The 16,968-nt window shown below is 59.8% G+C and carries 17 protein-coding genes and 1 tRNA gene; 11 read left to right on the forward strand and 7 right to left on the reverse strand.

The features are described from left to right. Nucleotides 1–51: 51 nt before the first annotated feature. Nucleotides 52–873: a cytochrome c gene (locus GTQ41_RS09005; protein ID WP_047292965.1), complete on the reverse strand. Its 822-nt coding sequence runs from the start codon at nucleotides 871–873 to the stop codon at nucleotides 52–54. 584 nt (nucleotides 874–1,457) lie between these two features. On the opposite strand from GTQ41_RS09005, the gene GTQ41_RS09010 reads away from it, so the two are divergent. The 3 genes from GTQ41_RS09010 to GTQ41_RS09020 all read left to right on the forward strand — a co-directional run bounded on the left by GTQ41_RS09010 (nucleotide 1,458) and on the right by GTQ41_RS09020 (nucleotide 5,649). Continuing rightward, on the forward strand, nucleotides 1,458–2,663 hold the full coding sequence (locus tag GTQ41_RS09010; protein ID WP_047292966.1) for an acetyl-CoA C-acetyltransferase: 1,206 nt from the start codon (nucleotides 1,458–1,460) through the stop codon (nucleotides 2,661–2,663). Between the two features lie 24 nt (nucleotides 2,664–2,687). Next, nucleotides 2,688–4,832 (forward strand): 3-hydroxyacyl-CoA dehydrogenase NAD-binding domain-containing protein, encoded by a 2,145-nt coding sequence (locus tag GTQ41_RS09015; RefSeq protein WP_047292968.1) that lies wholly within the window; start codon nucleotides 2,688–2,690, stop codon nucleotides 4,830–4,832. Nucleotides 4,833–4,926: 94 nt separating this feature from the next. Next, nucleotides 4,927–5,649: an amidotransferase gene (locus GTQ41_RS09020; RefSeq protein WP_047292969.1), complete on the forward strand. Its 723-nt coding sequence runs from the start codon at nucleotides 4,927–4,929 to the stop codon at nucleotides 5,647–5,649. A 99-nt stretch (nucleotides 5,650–5,748) separates the two neighbouring features. Here the strand turns inward: GTQ41_RS09020 and GTQ41_RS09025 are convergent, their stop codons facing one another. The 3 genes from GTQ41_RS09025 to GTQ41_RS09035 all read right to left on the reverse strand — a co-directional run bounded on the left by GTQ41_RS09025 (nucleotide 5,749) and on the right by GTQ41_RS09035 (nucleotide 8,484). Continuing rightward, nucleotides 5,749–6,720 carry a magnesium and cobalt transport protein CorA gene (locus tag GTQ41_RS09025; RefSeq protein ID WP_027613314.1) on the reverse strand — a complete coding sequence of 324 codons (972 nt, stop codon included), beginning with the start codon at nucleotides 6,718–6,720 and terminating at the stop codon, nucleotides 5,749–5,751. Between the two features lie 134 nt (nucleotides 6,721–6,854). Then, on the reverse strand, nucleotides 6,855–7,577 hold the full coding sequence (locus GTQ41_RS09030) for a 1-acylglycerol-3-phosphate O-acyltransferase (RefSeq protein WP_047292972.1): 723 nt from the start codon (nucleotides 7,575–7,577) through the stop codon (nucleotides 6,855–6,857). Nucleotides 7,578–7,794: 217 nt separating this feature from the next. After that, on the reverse strand, nucleotides 7,795–8,484 hold the full coding sequence (locus GTQ41_RS09035; protein ID WP_086794750.1) for a crotonase/enoyl-CoA hydratase family protein: 690 nt from the start codon (nucleotides 8,482–8,484) through the stop codon (nucleotides 7,795–7,797). Between the two features lie 295 nt (nucleotides 8,485–8,779). Between GTQ41_RS09035 and GTQ41_RS09040 the strand changes: the two genes are divergently transcribed. The 7 genes from GTQ41_RS09040 (at nucleotide 8,780) to GTQ41_RS09070 (ending at nucleotide 12,424) form a co-directional block, all read left to right on the forward strand. Further along, nucleotides 8,780–8,869: transfer RNA gene (locus GTQ41_RS09040), tRNA-Ser, on the forward strand. Nucleotides 8,870–9,032: 163 nt separating this feature from the next. Beyond that, on the forward strand, nucleotides 9,033–9,353 hold the full coding sequence (locus tag GTQ41_RS09045; RefSeq protein ID WP_007960724.1) for a YbjQ family protein: 321 nt from the start codon (nucleotides 9,033–9,035) through the stop codon (nucleotides 9,351–9,353). A 214-nt stretch (nucleotides 9,354–9,567) separates the two neighbouring features. Then, nucleotides 9,568–9,756, forward strand: coding sequence for a hypothetical protein (locus GTQ41_RS09050; RefSeq protein WP_041067596.1), 189 nt, complete (start codon nucleotides 9,568–9,570; stop codon nucleotides 9,754–9,756). 327 nt (nucleotides 9,757–10,083) lie between these two features. Then, nucleotides 10,084–10,452 (forward strand): glycine zipper domain-containing protein, encoded by a 369-nt coding sequence (locus GTQ41_RS09055; RefSeq protein ID WP_007960728.1) that lies wholly within the window; start codon nucleotides 10,084–10,086, stop codon nucleotides 10,450–10,452. 134 nt (nucleotides 10,453–10,586) lie between these two features. Continuing rightward, the gene (locus tag GTQ41_RS09060; RefSeq protein ID WP_041067599.1) at nucleotides 10,587–11,012 is read left to right on the forward strand and encodes a YMGG-like glycine zipper-containing protein; all 426 of its coding nucleotides are present in this window, start codon (nucleotides 10,587–10,589) and stop codon (nucleotides 11,010–11,012) included. 123 nt (nucleotides 11,013–11,135) lie between these two features. After that, the gene (locus GTQ41_RS09065) at nucleotides 11,136–11,303 is read left to right on the forward strand and encodes a hypothetical protein (protein ID WP_166495567.1); all 168 of its coding nucleotides are present in this window, start codon (nucleotides 11,136–11,138) and stop codon (nucleotides 11,301–11,303) included. Between the two features lie 425 nt (nucleotides 11,304–11,728). Beyond that, nucleotides 11,729–12,424, forward strand: a complete 696-nt coding sequence (locus GTQ41_RS09070; protein WP_047292977.1) for an HAD-IA family hydrolase — start codon at nucleotides 11,729–11,731, stop codon at nucleotides 12,422–12,424. 79 nt (nucleotides 12,425–12,503) lie between these two features. On the opposite strand, the gene GTQ41_RS09075 is transcribed toward GTQ41_RS09070, so the two are convergent. Continuing rightward, on the reverse strand, nucleotides 12,504–13,250 hold the full coding sequence (locus GTQ41_RS09075) for a 3-oxoacyl-ACP reductase family protein (protein WP_047292979.1): 747 nt from the start codon (nucleotides 13,248–13,250) through the stop codon (nucleotides 12,504–12,506). A 126-nt stretch (nucleotides 13,251–13,376) separates the two neighbouring features. Between GTQ41_RS09075 and GTQ41_RS09080 the strand changes: the two genes are divergently transcribed. Next, complete coding sequence (locus tag GTQ41_RS09080; RefSeq protein ID WP_047293057.1) at nucleotides 13,377–14,303, forward strand: LysR family transcriptional regulator; 927 nt, start codon at nucleotides 13,377–13,379, stop codon at nucleotides 14,301–14,303. Nucleotides 14,304–14,436: 133 nt separating this feature from the next. Here the strand turns inward: GTQ41_RS09080 and GTQ41_RS09085 are convergent, their stop codons facing one another. Together GTQ41_RS09085 and GTQ41_RS09090 are read right to left on the reverse strand one after the other, a co-directional pair. Next, complete coding sequence (locus tag GTQ41_RS09085; protein WP_047292982.1) at nucleotides 14,437–15,165, reverse strand: aspartate/glutamate racemase family protein; 729 nt, start codon at nucleotides 15,163–15,165, stop codon at nucleotides 14,437–14,439. Nucleotides 15,166–15,219: 54 nt separating this feature from the next. Beyond that, nucleotides 15,220–16,758 carry an NCS1 family nucleobase:cation symporter-1 gene (locus tag GTQ41_RS09090; RefSeq protein WP_047292984.1) on the reverse strand — a complete coding sequence of 513 codons (1,539 nt, stop codon included), beginning with the start codon at nucleotides 16,756–16,758 and terminating at the stop codon, nucleotides 15,220–15,222. Nucleotides 16,759–16,968: the final 210 nt, after the last annotated feature.

The following is a 16,968-nucleotide window of genomic DNA, read 5'->3' on the forward strand; positions in this document are numbered from 1 at the left end:
CCTGTGGGAGCTGGCTTGCCAGCGAAGAGGCTGGTGATATCACCGCAACGCTTATGGCTTGATCTTGCGCCCAGCCATGTGCTGCAAATAGCCAATCAACAACTGCAAATCCGCCTCCGGCAACACCTCCGCCGAAAACCCCGGCATCTTCGCCTGCGGCCACTGGCGCAAACTCTGTGGATCACGAATGTAGCGCTTGAGGAAGTCCGCGTCGAAATACTCGGTTGGGTTGTACGGGATGTTCAGGTCCGGTCCGAACTGCGCATCGCCCGCACCGTTCAAGCGGTGGCAGGCCAGGCAGTTCTTCTGGAACAGCGCAAAACCCTGATTCACCGGGTCATTCGCTTTCAGCGCGGGATCCGGCAACAGGGCAGGGAAGCGCTCGGCCACTGGCGCCATGCGCTTGATGCTTGCCACCTGGAACGGCCATTGTTCCGGGCTGATATTGCCGGCCTGCGCGTCGGTCCATACCAGATAGAACGGCCCTGCGCTGTGCTTGCCTTCGGACAGCGGCGGCCACGGCTGCGCCGGGTCTTCGATCGCCAGCCAGGCCCGTGCGCCTTTGGTATTGAGCAACGGTGCAGCGCTGAGCTCGGCGGCAAAGCCGTCCAGCGCCACCGCTTGCAGATGATCGCCCGGTTTGATGCCCGTGAGCAGCGCCGCGACCGGGACGGCGCGATAAGTCATGTCCTTCTTGTAAGACACATCATTTTTGATGGTCAGGGTTTGTACCTGAGGGTGCTTGAGCAATTCCTCGGTCTGCCAGGTGTGATGGGTTGCGCCGAGCTGCAGATCCAGCTGTGCGGCAGACAAGGGCATGCTCAGCAGCAAGGCCCAGAACACAATGAGCGTTTTCAAATGATCGCCTTCCATGTCGTAGGAGTGCGCAAAGGTTGGCACAGCCACGCTGGCCCGGGAAGCGGGCCAGTCACATTGTTGATGGCAATGAAATGCACCCGGCCGTTGAGTCAGCCAATGACCTTGGTCAGGTTCGGCAAAATCAGCAACAGCGTGGTGGCGAAAAGAATGAGCCCGGCTTGACGAACTTTCGGTTGTTTGAACATGGCTTGACCGCCTTTATTGTTATTTCCTGATGTTTGCCTGCATATCCATGACGGCAAACGCTGCACTTCCTGTAGAAGAACGTCGGCCCCGGCAAAACCCGACGACCCTGACGTACATGTACTACCTTAGAGCCCGCGTCACGCGCGGCTTAGATCCATTTCGTATGTATTTACTGCTGCTGGCAATAAAAAAGACATGAGGCGTATTGCCAGCTTCTGCGCCGACCGCTTGCTAGACAACTCGCTGACCTGAACCGGTTCACCTGAAGGTGGATGACCGTCCGTCTGAGCGTGCGCGTCAACATCATTGAGCGCTGTGGTCATTGAATCCTCGACGGCGCGGGATAACAGTGAAACCACGAAATTCACTCACCGCACAGGTTCGAGGACGTCATGACCCAAGCTTTGATTTTCGATGCGCTGCGTACGCCCCGCGGCAAAGGCAAGGCCGATGGCGCGCTGCACAGCGTCAAACCGGTGAATCTGGTCGCGGGGCTGTTGACCGCACTGCAGAGCCGTACCGCGCTGGACACCAGCCAAGTCGATGACGTGGTACTCGGTTGCGTCACGCCGATTGGCGATCAGGGTTCCGATATCGCCAAAACCTCGGTGCAGGTGGCGGACTGGGACGTCAGCGTTGCCGGTGTACAGATCAACCGCTTCTGCGCTTCCGGTCTGGAAGCGGTGAATCTCGGCGCCATGAAAGTCCGCTCCGGTTTCGAGGATCTGGTGGTGGTCGGTGGCGTCGAGTCGATGTCGCGGGTGCCGATGGGCAGCGACGGCGGCGCCTGGGCGCTGGACCCGCAGACCAACCTGCACAGCCACTTCACCCCGCAGGGCGTTGGCGCGGATCTGATCGCTACCCTTGAGGGCTTCAGCCGTGAGGATGTCGATACCTATGCGTTGCACTCGCAGCAGAAAGCTGCGCGGGCACGGGCCGACGGTTCGTTCAACAAGTCGTTGGTGCCGGTGCAGGACCAGAACGGCATTATCCTGCTCGACCACGACGAATTCATTCGCGCCGAATCGACGATGGAAGGCCTGGGCAAACTCAAGCCAAGTTTCGAAATGATCGGTCAGATGGGGTTTGATGCCACCGCGCTGCGGGTTTACAGCCACGTCGAGCGAATCAACCACGTACACACGCCGGGCAACAGCTCCGGGATCGTCGACGGTGCGGCGCTGATGTTGATCGGCTCCGAAGCCAAGGGCCGTGCGCTGGGTTTGCAGCCTCGGGCGCGTATCGTCGCCACGGCGGTGACCAGTACTGACCCGACGATCATGCTCACCGGCCCGGCGCCGGCCACCCGCAAGGCACTGGCCAAGGCCGGTTTGCGCGTGGAAGACATCGACCTGTTCGAGGTCAACGAGGCGTTTGCTTCGGTGGTACTCAAGTTCATCAAGGACATGGCGGTCGACCCGGACAAGGTCAACGTCAACGGCGGCTCGATCGCCATGGGCCATCCGCTGGGCGCCACCGGTTGCGCGATCCTCGGCACCTTGCTCGATGAGCTGGAAACCCGGGGTCTGCGTTACGGCCTGGCGACGCTGTGCGTCGGCGGCGGCATGGGCATTGCCACCATCATCGAACGCCTTTGAGCCCCGAATTCAAGGAATCTTGTTATGAGCGAAGCCATTCGTTACGAAAAAGGTCAGGACGCCATCGTCGTGCTGACCATCGACATGCCGGGCCAGAGCGCCAACACCATGAACGCCGTATACCGCCAGGCCATGGGCGCCTGCGTCGCGCGGCTGGTGGCGGAAAAAGACAGCATTGCCGGGGTCATCATCACCTCGGCGAAGAAAACCTTCTTTGCCGGCGGCGATCTCAATGAGCTGATCAAGGTCGGTAAACCCGAGGCCAAAGCGTTCTATGACATGGTGCTGGGCCTCAAGGGGCAATTGCGCACCCTGGAAACCCTCGGCAAACCGGTGGTCGCAGCGATCAACGGTGCGGCGCTCGGCGGAGGCTGGGAAATCTGCCTGGCGTGCCATCACCGGGTGGCGCTGGACGATGCGGCGGTGCAACTCGGTCTGCCGGAAGTAACCCTCGGACTGTTGCCGGGCGGCGGCGGGGTGGTGCGTATGGTGCGTATGCTGGGGATCGAAAAGGCGCTGCCGTATCTGCTCGAAGGCAAGAAGATCCGCCCACAGCAGGCGTTGCAGGCCGGTCTGATCGATGAGCTGGCGGCGGATCGTGACGAGTTGCTGGCCAAGGCGCGCGCCTGGATTGTCGCCAACCCGAGTGCGGTGCAGCGCTGGGATGTGAAGGGCTACCAGATTCCCGGCGGCACGCCGTCGAATCCGAAGGTCGCGCAGATGCTGGCGATTGCGCCGTCAATCCTGCGCAGCAAGACTCAGGGCACGCTGCCCGCGCCGGAGAAAATCCTCTGCGCGGCGGTGGAGGGCGCGCAGGTCGACTTCGACACCGCGCACCTGATCGAAACGCGTTACTTCACCGAACTGACCACCGGGCAGATTTCGAAAAACCTGATCGGCACCTTCTGGTTTCAGCTCAACGAAATCAATGCCGGCGGTTCGCGGCCGCAGGGCTTTGAGCCCTATGTCACGCGCAAGGTCGGTGTGCTCGGCGCAGGCATGATGGGCGCCGGTATCGCCTTCGTCAGTGCTTCGGCCGGTATCGACGTGGTGCTCAAGGACATCAACCTGGCGGCGGCCGAGAAGGGCAAGGCCCACTCGGCGGCATTGCTGGACAAGAAAGTCGCCCGTGGGCAGATGACGGCTGAAAAACGCGAGGCGGTGCTGGCACGGATCCAGGCCAGCGAGAGCGATGCCGATCTGGCGGGTTGCGATCTGATCATCGAGGCGGTGTTCGAAGACCGTGAACTGAAGGCCAACGTTTCCTCTGCAGCGCAAAAGATTGTCGGTCCTGACGCGGTGATTGCCTCCAACACATCAACGTTGCCGATCACCGGACTGGCGACGGCAGTACCCGATCAGAGCAAGTTCATCGGTCTGCATTTCTTCAGCCCGGTGGACAAAATGCCGCTGGTGGAAATCATCAAGGGTGCGCAGACCAGTGCTGAAACCCTGGCGCGTGGTTTCGACTTCGTCCTGCAGATCAAGAAAACCCCGATCGTGGTCAACGACAGTCGTGGCTTCTTTACCTCGCGGGTGTTCGGCACTTTCACCAACGAAGGTATCGCCATGCTCGGCGAGGGTGTGAGTGCGCCGATGATCGAGACCGAAGCGCGCAAGGCCGGGATGCCGGTCGGGCCGCTGGCGATCTCCGACGAAGTTTCCCTCAGCCTGATGAGCCATATCCGTCAGCAAACGGCCAAGGACCTGCAAGCGGAAGGGAAACCGCTGACAGAGCATCCGGCGTTCGCTGTGATTGACTTGCTGCTCAACGAATACAAGCGCCCGGGCAAAGCTGCCGGCGGGGGCTTCTACGATTACCCGGCGGGTGGTCAGAAGCATCTGTGGCCGGAGCTGAAGACGCGTTTCGAGAAGGCTGACGGGCAGATTTCGCCGAAGGATGTGCGTGATCGTCTGCTGTTCGTGCAGGCCCTGGAAACCGTGCGCTGTGTGGAGGAGGGCGTGCTGACTTCGACGGCGGATGCCAACGTCGGCTCGATCTTCGGCATTGGATTTGCCCCATGGACCGGCGGCGCATTGCAATTTATCAATCAGTACGGCGTGCAGGACTTCGTCGCACGCGCGCAGTATCTGGCCGAGCAGTACGGCGAGCGCTTTGCGCCACCGGCGTTGTTGCTGGAAAAAGCCGCGAAAGGCGAGTTGTTTTAAGTGATCGGCTGAGCGCTGCGGGGCTTGCCTTGCCGGGGTGTTTCAAGGCAGGCTCTGGGTGTTCATTATTCCCATCACGTGTCAGGTATTTTTTATGTCGCTACGCATCTGCATTCTGGAAACCGACATCCTGCGTCCGGAACTGGTCGATCAATATCAGGGTTACGGGCAGATGTTCCAGCGCCTGTTCTCGCAGCAACCGATTGCCGCCGAGTTCACCGTGTACAACGTGATGCAGGGTGAATACCCAAGCGACGATCTGACCTTCGATGCGTACCTGATCACTGGCAGCAAGGCCGATTCGTTCGGCACCGACCCGTGGATCCAGACTCTCAAGCAATACCTGCTGACCCGTTACGAGCGTGGCGACAAGCTGCTCGGCGTGTGCTTTGGCCATCAACTGCTGGCGCTGTTGCTGGGCGGCAAGAGTGAGCGCGCCACTCAGGGCTGGGGTGTCGGCACCCACAACTACAAACTGGCGGCCAAGGCGCCGTGGATGAGCCCGGTGCGGGAAGAGCTGACGTTGCTGATCAGCCACCAGGATCAGGTCACGGCGTTGCCGGAAAACGCCACGGTCATTGCCTCCAGCGATTTCTGCCCGTTTGCCGCGTACCACATCAACGATCAGGTGCTGTGCTTCCAGGGCCACCCGGAATTCATCCACGACTATTCGCGGGCACTGCTGGATCTGCGCCAGGACGCGCTGGGGTCACAGATCTATTCCCAAGGCGTGGCCAGCCTGGAGCAGGAGCACCATGGCACCACCGTGGCGGAATGGATGATGCGGTTTGTGGCGCACAAGCCAGAAGCTGCTTGATAGCAGATCAAAAGATCGCAGCCTGCGGCAGCTCCTACAGGGTGTACACCATCCCAATGTAGGAGCTGCCGCAGGCTGCGATCTTTTGCATTTGCTTCCCTATAACCACCCCGACCTCTTGAAACTCGCCCACAAACTCACGCACCCCACCGTGATAAACCCCAGCACAGCGAAATAGCCGTAATGCCAGCTCAGCTCCGGCATGTTCTGGAAGTTCATCCCGTAAATCCCCGCCACCGCCGTCGGGAACGCCAGAATCGCCGCCCACGCGGCAAACTTGCGTTGCACCACACTTTGCCGTGACGCCTCCAGCAACACGCCGATCTCGATGGTCTGGCTGGCAATGTCCGCCAGCGTTGTCAGGTCTTCCATCTGCCGCGTGACGTGAATCTGCACGTCGCGGAAGTACGGGCGCATGTTCTTGTCGATGAACGGGAAACTCAGTTTCTGCAGCTCCTCGCCAATCTCCACCATCGGCGCTGCATAACGGCGCAGGCGCAACACATCGCGGCGCAGGCCGTGAAGTTTCTGGATGTCATGCTCGTTCAACGCACTGCACAGCACGTTGCGCTCCAGTTCATCAATCTCGGCATGAATCGCTTCGCCGACTGGCTGGTAGTTTTCGATCACGAAATCCAGCAGTGCATAGAGGACGAAATCTTCGCCGTGCTCGAGCAACAGCGGCCGCGCCTCACAGCGCTGGCGGACATGCGCATAGGACGCCGAGTGGCCGTTGCGGGCGGTGATGATGTAGCCCTTGCCGGCGAAGATATGCGTTTCGATGAACTGCAAAATCCCATGCTCGCGGATCGGCGAGTAGGTGACGATAAACAAGGCGTCACCAAAGGTTTCCAGCTTTGGCCGGCTGTGTTTTTCCAGGGCGTCTTCGATGGCCAGTTCGTGCAGGTTGAACTGGCGTTGCAGATTGGCCAGCTCCTGAGCGTCCGGCTCTTCCAGACCGATCCAGACAAAATGCCCGGTTTTTGCGGCCCAGGCGGCGCCTTCGTCAAGCGTGATATTGGTGACTTTCTTACCGGCGCTGTAAACCGCAGCAGCAACAACTCGACCCATGGTGGTGATTCACTTCTTCTTGGCAGATGGCAGGGAATACAAGGCTTCAGCTTAGCCGTGTCGCTGCTTGAGAGTCAGTGAAATCTGCACAGTTCACCCGGCAAAAGAAAACCCGCACGAGGCGGGTTGGTTTTTCACGCAGCTTGCAGCTGCTGATCCATCGCGGCGATGCATTCCCGCATCTGTTCACGGCACTGGGACATGAGCATGGGCATGTCATCCATGGTCAGCCCGGCTGTAGGAATCGCCGGCAGCGAGCGTATGAGAATTTTCCCGCTGCGCCAGCGGTTCAGGCGCATGTGCTTGATGTAGCTGCTGACGCATACCGGCACAATCGGCACACCGGCGGCGATCGCCATCTGGAACGCGCCTTTCTTGAATGGCAGCAGTTCTTCACCGAGGTTGCGCGTGCCTTCCGGGAACACCCAGATCGACGTGTCTTCGTGTTGCAAGGTGTGGGTGGTGGTGAGCATCGACTTGCGCGCCTTGTGCGCGTTCCCACGATCAATCAACACGTTGCCTGCCAGCCAGAACAGTTGCCCGAACAGCGGCACCCATTTCAGGCTTTTCTTGCCGATGCACACAGTCCGCCGGGGCACCACGTTGCCGAACACGAACAGGTCGTAGTTGGACTGATGGTTGGCAACGATCACGCAGCTGTCGGGCTTGTTCATCAACGGGCCGACATCAGCCTTCACACGCAAACGCAAAATACACATGGCAGGTAGCGCGTAGAGGCGGGCGCACAGTCGGCTGTTGTCCGGGTTGAACGGACGGCACAGCCCGAGGATCACGCCCAGCACGCCGGCCAGAATAAAGTGCAGGCCCATCAATAACATACGAAACACAAACAGCATTTTCAGGCCCCACCGGGACAAAAGGTGGCGCAGTGTACGGATGTGCACTGTTTTCGGCAATTGCTGCTATAGAGTGCGGAGATAGGCGATGTTTAAGCGCATGTTTCCGAGTTGACCGTCAGACCCGTCCTAGAGCCGTTGATGCTTGATCAACCGAACGCGCAAGAAAAAGCCCGACACGACGGTCGGGCTTTTCTTCGGCTCGCGAAGCGTGGGTTTAACCCAGATGCTCCTGATCCTGAATGATCGCGTTGTCGAGGGCTTCGAGCAGTGCCTTGCGCACTTTGAGCTTGGTGTTCTTGTGCGCGTTCATGTTGATCTTCTTCAACTGACGCGCTGCTGCCAGGGCTGCGCCTTGCAGCTCTTCGGCAGTCACCACCTTGTCGAGGAAACCGGCATCCACCGCGCTTTTCGGATCAAACATCTCGCCGTTGATCACCGAACGGTGGAACGCCGAGCGACGCAAGCGGTCACGGGCCAGCTCGATGCCGGCGTGGTGCATGGTCATGCCGATCTGCACTTCGTTCAGGCCGATGCTGAACGGGCCATCGACGCCGATGCGGTAATCGGCAGACAACAGCAGGAACGCGCCTTTGGCCACCGCGTGACCAGGGCAGGCGACGATCACCGGGAACGGATGAGAGAGCAGGCGGCGGGCGAGGGTCGAGCCAGCGGTGACCAGCGCCACGGCTTCTTTAGGCCCGGCGGTCATCACCTTCAAGTCATAGCCGCCCGACAGAATTCCCGGCTGACCGGTAATGATCACGATGGCACGATCAGTCTTCGCCTGATCCAGCGCCGCGTTGAACGCCGCAATCACGTCCGGGGAAATGGCATTGACCTTGCCGTTGTTCAAGGTCAGGGTCGCGATACCGTCTTCGAGGTGGTAGGCAATCAACTCACTCATGACGCTATTCCTTGTAAGAAAGATGGGCAGACGTTACCCACCACCGCAGGCCAGGTAAAGCGCCGTGACTGACCCGCCAGTCACCGTTTCCGGCCGCGCCCGGCGTAGCACGCCGTTCTGCTTCTATATAAAAGGGTGGCCGTCACCAGAGATTGTCCGGTTTGCCATCGCCCAAGGTGGGACGAAACGCCTTTATGCCTTAAGCGCATGAAAATTCTGAAAAAAAGTTTGCCATCAGAAAAGCTTTCGACTACATTAGCGCGCCTCGACAGACAGAACATGTTTGAAGAGATACGGTGAAGTGTCCGAGTGGCTTAAGGAGCACGCCTGGAAAGTGTGTATACAGGAAACTGTATCGAGAGTTCGAATCTCTCCTTCACCGCCAAATTCAATACACAAAACCCCTGATTTCGAAAGAGATCAGGGGTTTTGTGGTTTCTGGCGTCTGGATTTTAATCCGCTGCGCAAGTCATGCGCGCAAGTGCTCGGTCTGATGTGCCATCGCACATTACAATCGCCACTTTATCCGCAGAAAAAGGACGGTTCCCATGATCATCTCCACCACCCACGCCATCGAAGGCCGCCAGATCACCGCGTACCTGGACATTGTCAGCGCGGAGTCGGTGCAGGGCGTCAATGTGATTCGTGATCTGTTTGCCGGTATGCGCGACTTTTTCGGTGGGCGCTCGCAGACGCTGGAGCGGGCCTTGAAAGAGGCGCGGGTTCAGGCGACGGACGAGATCAAGGAGCGGGCTCGAGCGTTGCAGGCGGATGCGGTGGTCGGGCTGGATTTCGAGATCAGTATGCCGGCGGGCAAGGGCGGCATGGTTGTGGTGTTCGCGACCGGCACAGCGGTCAAGTTGCGTTGATGTTGTGCAGGTCAGCGCCATGGCTTGGATCCCTTAAGCTTCAGGGCGCCTTCGGGTAACGGGATGTTGAAGAGGTGTAGGCCATTCGTCGGGCATCGGTCGAGCTGAACCGCAAGTCCAGTAATGACCGGCTAGTCTCAAAAGCCTTGGAGGTCGATATTTTTTCAGGCAAAAGGGCTTTGCCGGTGTCGATCTATTGCAAAGGGGAGAGGCTATGACTGATCCGTATATCGAAGACGATGGAGCCGAGTTTTCATTCAACAACTGTGTCCGTTGCGGCCAGACGGAGTACCAATCGGGCTTTGGCGAGGACCCGGTGCAGACCGGCAAGATCAAGTCCACCACGCCCAAGGGGCCGAAAGCCAAATTCCTTCCGAAGGTTTCGGCCCGTTCAAGAAAGTAAGGTGAGACCAAACAACCCCGTCTATGAACGGGGTTTTTTATGCCTGATGTTTATGAAAGGAAATCTCCTACAAGTGATAGGGCAGATTCGGTTTTTTTTTCACAAACTTTTCACGTCCACGGACGTAGGGTGAAGCCATCCGTTAGAAAGCAAGTCTCCAGCCCGTCTCCCCAGCGGGCTTTTTTTTGCCTGCAATAAAACCTTTTGCAAAAACGCTGTCCAATCGGCGCCTAGTGCTCGGCGGCAGCTGATTTTTCTGGACTTCAGCGCGTCGGCAGCTTTCAATCTCGGCCCCTTTTTGGTCTCCCTATTTTTGAGGTTTTTGTCATGCGTCTAACATTGCCCGCTCTGGTTCTGGGGCTTCTGGTTGCTCAAGGTGCGGTGGCTGGTGAAGGCACTGCGGCACTCGGCGGCGGTCTGGGTGGTGCGCTGGGTAATGTGGTCGGCCAGAAAATGGGCGGCAGCACCGGCGCGGCGATTGGTGCCGGTGTTGCAGGCGCGGCCGGCAGTGCGATGGCCGCCGGCAAAGGCAGCCGCACCAAGGCGGCTATCGGCGGTGGTGTCGGCGCGGCCGGTGGTTCGGTGATCGGCAACAGCCTGGGCGGCCGAAATGGCGCGACCATTGGCGCCGGCCTGGGTGGCGCTGCCGGTGGTGCCGTCGGCGCCAACCTGTCCAAAGGTCACAAGCGTCACTGATTGCGAACGTTTGTCAGAAAAAGCCCGGCTCGACGCCGGGCTTTTTCATGGCTGAACGTTTTTCCGAAAAATGTCTCCAATCTGACATAGGCCCTGTGGGCATACCGTCCCGATTCGGGAACTGTGAGGTTCAAATGCGTTTGTCATTATCTGCACTGTTTTTCGGATTACTGGTCGCCCAAGGTGCGATGGCCGCCGGCGATGGTAGCGCCGCCGTCGGTGGCGGACTGGGCGGTGTGCTCGGTAACGTGGTCGGTGGCCAGCTCGGCGGCAGCACTGGTGCCGCGGTTGGCGCAGGCGTCGGTGGCGCAGCAGGCAGCGCGGTCGGAGCGAATAAACACAATCGCACCGAAGCCGCCATCGGCGGTGGTCTCGGCGCTGCCGGCGGCTCGGTGGTTGGCAATAGCCTGGGCGGCTCCACCGGCTCCGCTATCGGTGCCGGTTTGGGCGGTGCAGCCGGTGGTGCGGTGGGCAACAACCTGGGTGACGACGGCGGAAGCGGGCATTCCGGCGGTGGTCACAAGCACAACAAGTACAAACATAAAAACCGCCATCATTGATTGAATATTCGAAAGCAAACCCGGCCTGGTGCCGGGTTTTTCATGTCTGGCGGTCGGACACTGGAACGATTGGCTGTAGGGCTTTTCGAACGTTATACAACCCACCAGACGTAGAGGTTTGCCATGACGCCCGAAACCGAAGGCAAGGAAGAAAAAGGCCCGAGCGGTTTGCCGTTTATCAATGATCCGGGCAACGAGGATCCGGGGTCGCTGATGGATGATGCGACGGTGCCGTTGAATGATGCGGATGAAGCAGACATGGAGTATCAAGAGGATGAGGATGAGCAGTAATTGCTTGTTCTTTTGATCCTGATCGGTGGTGATGCGAGTCTTTAGGGCCTGGGGTTCTGTCAGGCCCTTGGGAGGTGTGAGATGGGTGGTGAGCAGAAAGATGACGATGTCGATCAAACGCCGGAGTATCCGCTGCCTTCTCCTACGGATCCTTTAGGGCGGGATGAGTTGCCGTTGGAGGATGAGGAGGAGTAGCGCCTCTGGTGTGACTCTGAAGGTCTCGCCAGCACCTAGGTAAAAATGTCGGGAAATCAGGCGTTATCTGTAGGGCATTTCGCTAAACATCAGCGAGTCATTCCACGGCCGATAAACATTGCCCGTTGCTCAATGTCTGCTGGCCTCGCTATGCTGCTGAACCCATTAATCAGATCCAAGCAGCGGCGCCAGCTGGGCCGCCCGGGATGTTTTTGATAACGGATCCGATGATGAATGCACCGATGAAGACGTTTGGCCCGATCAAGGCCGTGATTTTCGACATGGACGGTTTGCTGCTGGACACCGAAGGCATCTACACCGAGGTCACCTCGCTCATTGCCGAGCGCTATGGGCGGACCTTCGACTGGAGCGTTAAACAGAACATCATCGGTCGCGGCGCCAATGACTTGGCGAACTACGTGGTGCAGGCGCTGGATCTGCCGATCAGCGCTGAAGAGTTTCTGGTGATCCGCGAGCCGCTGATGCGTGAACGCTTTCCCAATGCTCAGGCGATGCCGGGCGCGGAGGAGCTGATTCGCCACCTCAAGGCACACAACATCCCGATCGCCGTGGGCACCAGTTCGTCGCGACAGTCGTTCGGCCAGAAAACCACCTTGCACCGCGACTGGTTTGCGCTGTTCGACTTCATTGTCACGGCGGACGACCCGGAAGTCGGCGCAGCCAAGCCGGCGCCGGACATCTTCCTCACTGCGGCCCGGCGTCTGGGTGTCGCGCCTGAGGATTGCCTGGTGTTCGAGGATTCGCCGTTTGGCGTTACCGCGGCGAAAGCGGCGGGGATGACTGCCATCGCGATTCCCGACGCGGCCATGGCTGATGAAAAATACACTCACGCCGACGGGATTCTGCGCACGCTCAAGGCATTCACCCCGAGTGCCTGCGGTTTGCCAGCGCTGGAGTGGACTTGAGCCCCCAGTAACGCGCCCATAAAAAACGCCGCTCTCTGTAAAGAGGTGCGGCGTTTTTTGTACCCGGGATTCAGCGCAATCAGGCGCCGAAACCACCGTCGATGGTCAGGCTGGCACCGGTGATGTAACCGGCTTCCGGGCCCACCAGATAGGCGACGAAACCGGCGATTTCATCGGCAGTGCCGTAACGGCCCACCGCCATCAGCGGGATCAGGCTTTCAGCGAAATCACCGTGCGCGGGGTTCATGTCGGTGTCGACCGGGCCGGGTTGCACGTTGTTGATGGTGATGCCGCGCGGGCCGAGGTCGCGGGCCAGGCCTTTGGTCAGACCGACCAGTGCTGATTTGCTCATCGCGTACACACCGCCACCGCCGAAGGGCATGCGGTCGGCGTTGGTACTGCCGATGTTGACGATGCGCGAACCTTCGCCCATGTGCTTGGCGGCTTCCTGAGACGCGATGAACACGCTGCGTACGTTGATCGCCAGCGTCTGGTCGAAGTCTTCCAGTTTGAAGTCTTCCAGCGGCGCGATGGCCAGGACGCCGGCGTTGTTCACCAGAATATCCAGGCGGCCAAAGGCGTCGACGGTGGCGCTGACGGCGTTGCGGATAGCGCCTTCGTCGGCGCTGTCGGCCTTGATCGCCAACGCTTTGCCGCCGTTGGCGGTGATGCTGTTTTGCAATTCTTCGGCCTTGGCGGTGGAGCTGACGTAGGTGAAGGCGACCGCGGCGCCTTCGGCGGCCAGACGTTTGACGATGGCGGCGCCGATACCACGGGAACCGCCTTGAATCAGAGCGACTTTGCCGCTGAGGTGTTGAGTGGTCATGTTCGATCTCCAGAAAATTCAAGGCGGGGTGCCTTGTTGTTGGAGCCGAGTATCGGCCTCGCATCGACAACCGTGTAGACCATGATTGCTATAGTCTGTGTAAACCAGAAGTTTATAGTGGCGATCATGGAAACTTTCAGCAGTATCGAATGCTTCGTGCGCAGCGCCGAAGTCGGCAGCTTTGCCGAGGCCGCCCGGCGCTTGAGCCTGACCCCGGCCGCCGTCGGCAAGAGTGTGGCGAAGCTTGAGGTGCGGCTCGGTGTACGGCTGTTCCAGCGTAGTACACGCAGCCTGACCCTGACCGAGGCCGGCAAGCTGTTTTTGAGTCAGGTCAGTGGCAGTTTGACGACGATTCAGAATGCGGTGGCCAATCTGTCGAGTGTGGAAGGACTGCCGGCGGGGACGTTGAAAGTCAGCATGGGCACGGTGTTCGGGCGTTTGTACATCGTGCCGTTGCTGCAAGAGTTTTTACGTCGGTTTCCGGCGATCAACCCGGACTGGCATTTTGATAACCGTCAGGTCGACTTGATTGGGCAGGGTTTCGATGCGGCGATTGGCGGGGGCTTTGAATTGCCCCAAGGCGTGGTCGCACGCAAGTTGGCACCCGCGCATCGTGTGTTGGTGGCGTCTGCTGACTACCTGCAAAAGCACGAGGCGATTGCCGAACCGGACGACCTGCAACGTCACGATGGCATCCTGATTCGTTCGCCGCAAACCGGTCGTGTGCGCTCCTGGCAGTTGATCAGCAGCGGCAGTCAGCTCTGTCAGCCCTTGACCCTGAAGACGCGAATGACCATGAGCGACTCCGAAGCCGCCTGCGCCACGGCAGCGCAGGGGCTGGGGATCGCGCTGGTCAGCATGCCGTTTGCCGTGGGGTATCTGGAGGCTGGCACATTGCAGCGCGTACTGCCGGACTGGTACATCGATGACGGCAACATTTCGATCTACTACGCCGAGCATAAATTGTTGCCAGGCAAGACTCGGGCGTTTGTCGATTTTGTGATTGAGCAGTTTGCAGAGCGGGGGTTGGCTCGGCGGTTCAGTGCTGTTTGAGCAGGACTTTGGGACCGAGGTGTGGCCATCGCGGGCAAGCCACGCTCCCACAGGTTCTTCGTCGTTCACATGATGGTGATACAACGCGAAACCTGAGGGAGCGAGGCTTGCCCGCGATGAACGATAACCCGGTCTAACGGGCAAACCGCTCCGCCCAGCCAATGATCTGTTTCGGCCGCGGCGTCGCATAAGTCCGCACTTTGGACGTCGACAACCCCAGCCGCACCAGCGATTCAGCAATGGTCACCGCCGCCGTCACGCCGTCCACCACCGGCACCCCGGTACGGCGGCGGATCTGTTCGTCCAGCCCGGCCATGCCGCCGCAGCCCAGACAGATCACTTCGGCCTTGTCCTGGGTGACTGCCAGTTCCGCCTGTTGCACGATGGCTTCCAGCGCCCGTTGTGGCTCGTGCTCCAGTTCCAGCACCGCCAGACCGCTGGCCCGCACCGATGCACAGCGATCCCACAAGCCGGACAGTTTCAGCCGATCCTCGATCAGCGGCACGGTGCGATCCAGCGTCGTGACCACCGAATAGGCGTGGCCGAGAAACATCGCAGTGCTGGCGGCGGCGTCGGTGATGTCCACCACAGGCACGTTCAGCAGTTCCTGCAAACCTTCGCGACCGTGTTCGCCGTAACCCGCCTGAATCACCGCGTCGAACGGTTGGTCGTAGGACATCACCCGATCCATCACGGCGATGGCCGCCAGATAACTTTCGAAATTGCCTTCCACCGAGTCGGCGCCGAAGAACGGCGTCAGACCGACGATTTCCGTACCGGGGGCAGCGACCGCTTGCGCCGAGCGGGCGATGGCCTGGGTGATGGATTCGGTGGTGTTGACGTTGACCACAAGAATACGCATGAGAAGTCCTTATTGCGGGCAGTTCGGCGGCCCGAAGTCCGGGCCGCGAGGAAATTAATGGCTGACGTTATCGACGGCGATGGATTCGCCGCTGACGTCGGCGTAGTGCGGCTGACGCTTGGCGATGATCAGGTAGAGCAGGGCGGCGATGCCGGCACCCACTAGCCAGGAGAACGGCGAAATGCTGTGGAAACCCGGGACCAGCGCCAGGACGATGGCAATCAGCGCTGCCGGAATGAACGCCGCCACCGCGCGGAAATTCACCCCGCGGCTGTAGTAATAGGCACCGTCGGGATCTTCGCTGTACAACTGCGGGACGTGGATCCGGCCTTTGCGGATCAGCCAGTAGTCGACCATGATCACGCCGTACAACGGGCCGAGCAGGGCGCCGAGGCCTGAGAGGAAATACACGATTACCAGTGGGCTGTTGTAGAGGTTCCACGGCAGGATCAGCACGGCGATGGTCGCGCTGATGAGCCCGGCGCGGCGGAAGGTCAGGTATTTCGGCGCCAGGTTGCTGAGCACGAAGGCCGGGGCGACGAAGTTGGCCATGATGTTCACCGCCACGGTGACGATCAGGAACGCCAGGCAACCGAGCACCAGAAAGAATGTGTTGGGAATCGAAGCGATGATTTCGGTCGGGCTTTCGATGACCCGCCCGTTGATCTGAAATTGCGCGCCGCAGAGCAGGACGGTGATGGCAGCGAACACCAGAATATTTACCGGCAGGCCCCAGAAATTGCCGACCTTGATGGTTTTGCGGCATGGCGAGGAGCGGGCGAAGTCGCAGAAATTCAGGATCAGCGTGCCGTAGATCGCCAGCCACAGCGCGCCGCCGGCAAAGATGTTGCGCCACATCTCGCCACCGGTCAGCGGGTCGCGGATCGACCAGGCGATGGTCGCATTGGCCTGGGTGTACATCCACGCGGCGAGCGCGGCGACGGTCAGCAGAATCACCGGCCCGGCAAAGGCTTCGTAACGGCGGACCATTTCCATGCCATAGGCGAGGATCGCCAGTTGCACGAACCAGATCACCACGAAGCACACCCAGCCCAGCGTTGACAGGCCGAGAATCGAGTTGTGGTCGTAGTCGGCGAAGCCGGGGTGAATCGCCGTCAGCAGCACGCGAAATACCACCGACGCCAGATACGTCTGAATGCCGAACCAGGCGATGGCGATCACCGCGCGAATCAACGCCGGAATCTGCGCGCCGTGAATGCCGAAACTGATCCGGCTGATCACCGGAAACGGCACCCCGGTTTTCTGCCCCATGTAGCCGGACAGGTTCATGAAGAAGTACACCAGCGCCGCACCGATCCCCAGCGATAGCAGAATCTGCCAGCCGCCCAGGCCCAACGCATACAGGCCGATGGCGAACGAGTAGTTGGCGATGTTGTGCACATCGTTGGTCCACAGCGCGAAGATGCTGTATTTGCCCCAGCGCCGACCTTCGGCCCGGGTCGGTGCGAGGTCACTGTTGTGCAGGCGTGGGCTCAGTTGTAGCGGGGCGGCCAGAGCCGCGTCGGGCGATGGTTGGTCGAGGGCAGAGGCGGGCAGATTCAACGCGATGTTGTTGGAGAGACTTGTACGCATTCCGGCAGGCTCCTGATGGGCGGGGCCGCGATGACTGTGCATGAGCTCAGGGCTCGACAAATCTTCGTCGCGGCCAGCAAACATCACTGGTTACGGGGCATCTGCAGCCTGTACGGGATAGGGCGCTTCAGGCTTGCGGATCGAAAGTGTGGATAGATGTTTTGCAGTTTTGTATACAAAACATGTATGCACCAAAGCCAGATCTGTGCC

The organism is Pseudomonas sp. AN-B15 (genome assembly GCF_019056475.1).
GTDB lineage: Bacteria > Pseudomonadota > Gammaproteobacteria > Pseudomonadales > Pseudomonadaceae > Aquipseudomonas > Aquipseudomonas parakoreensis.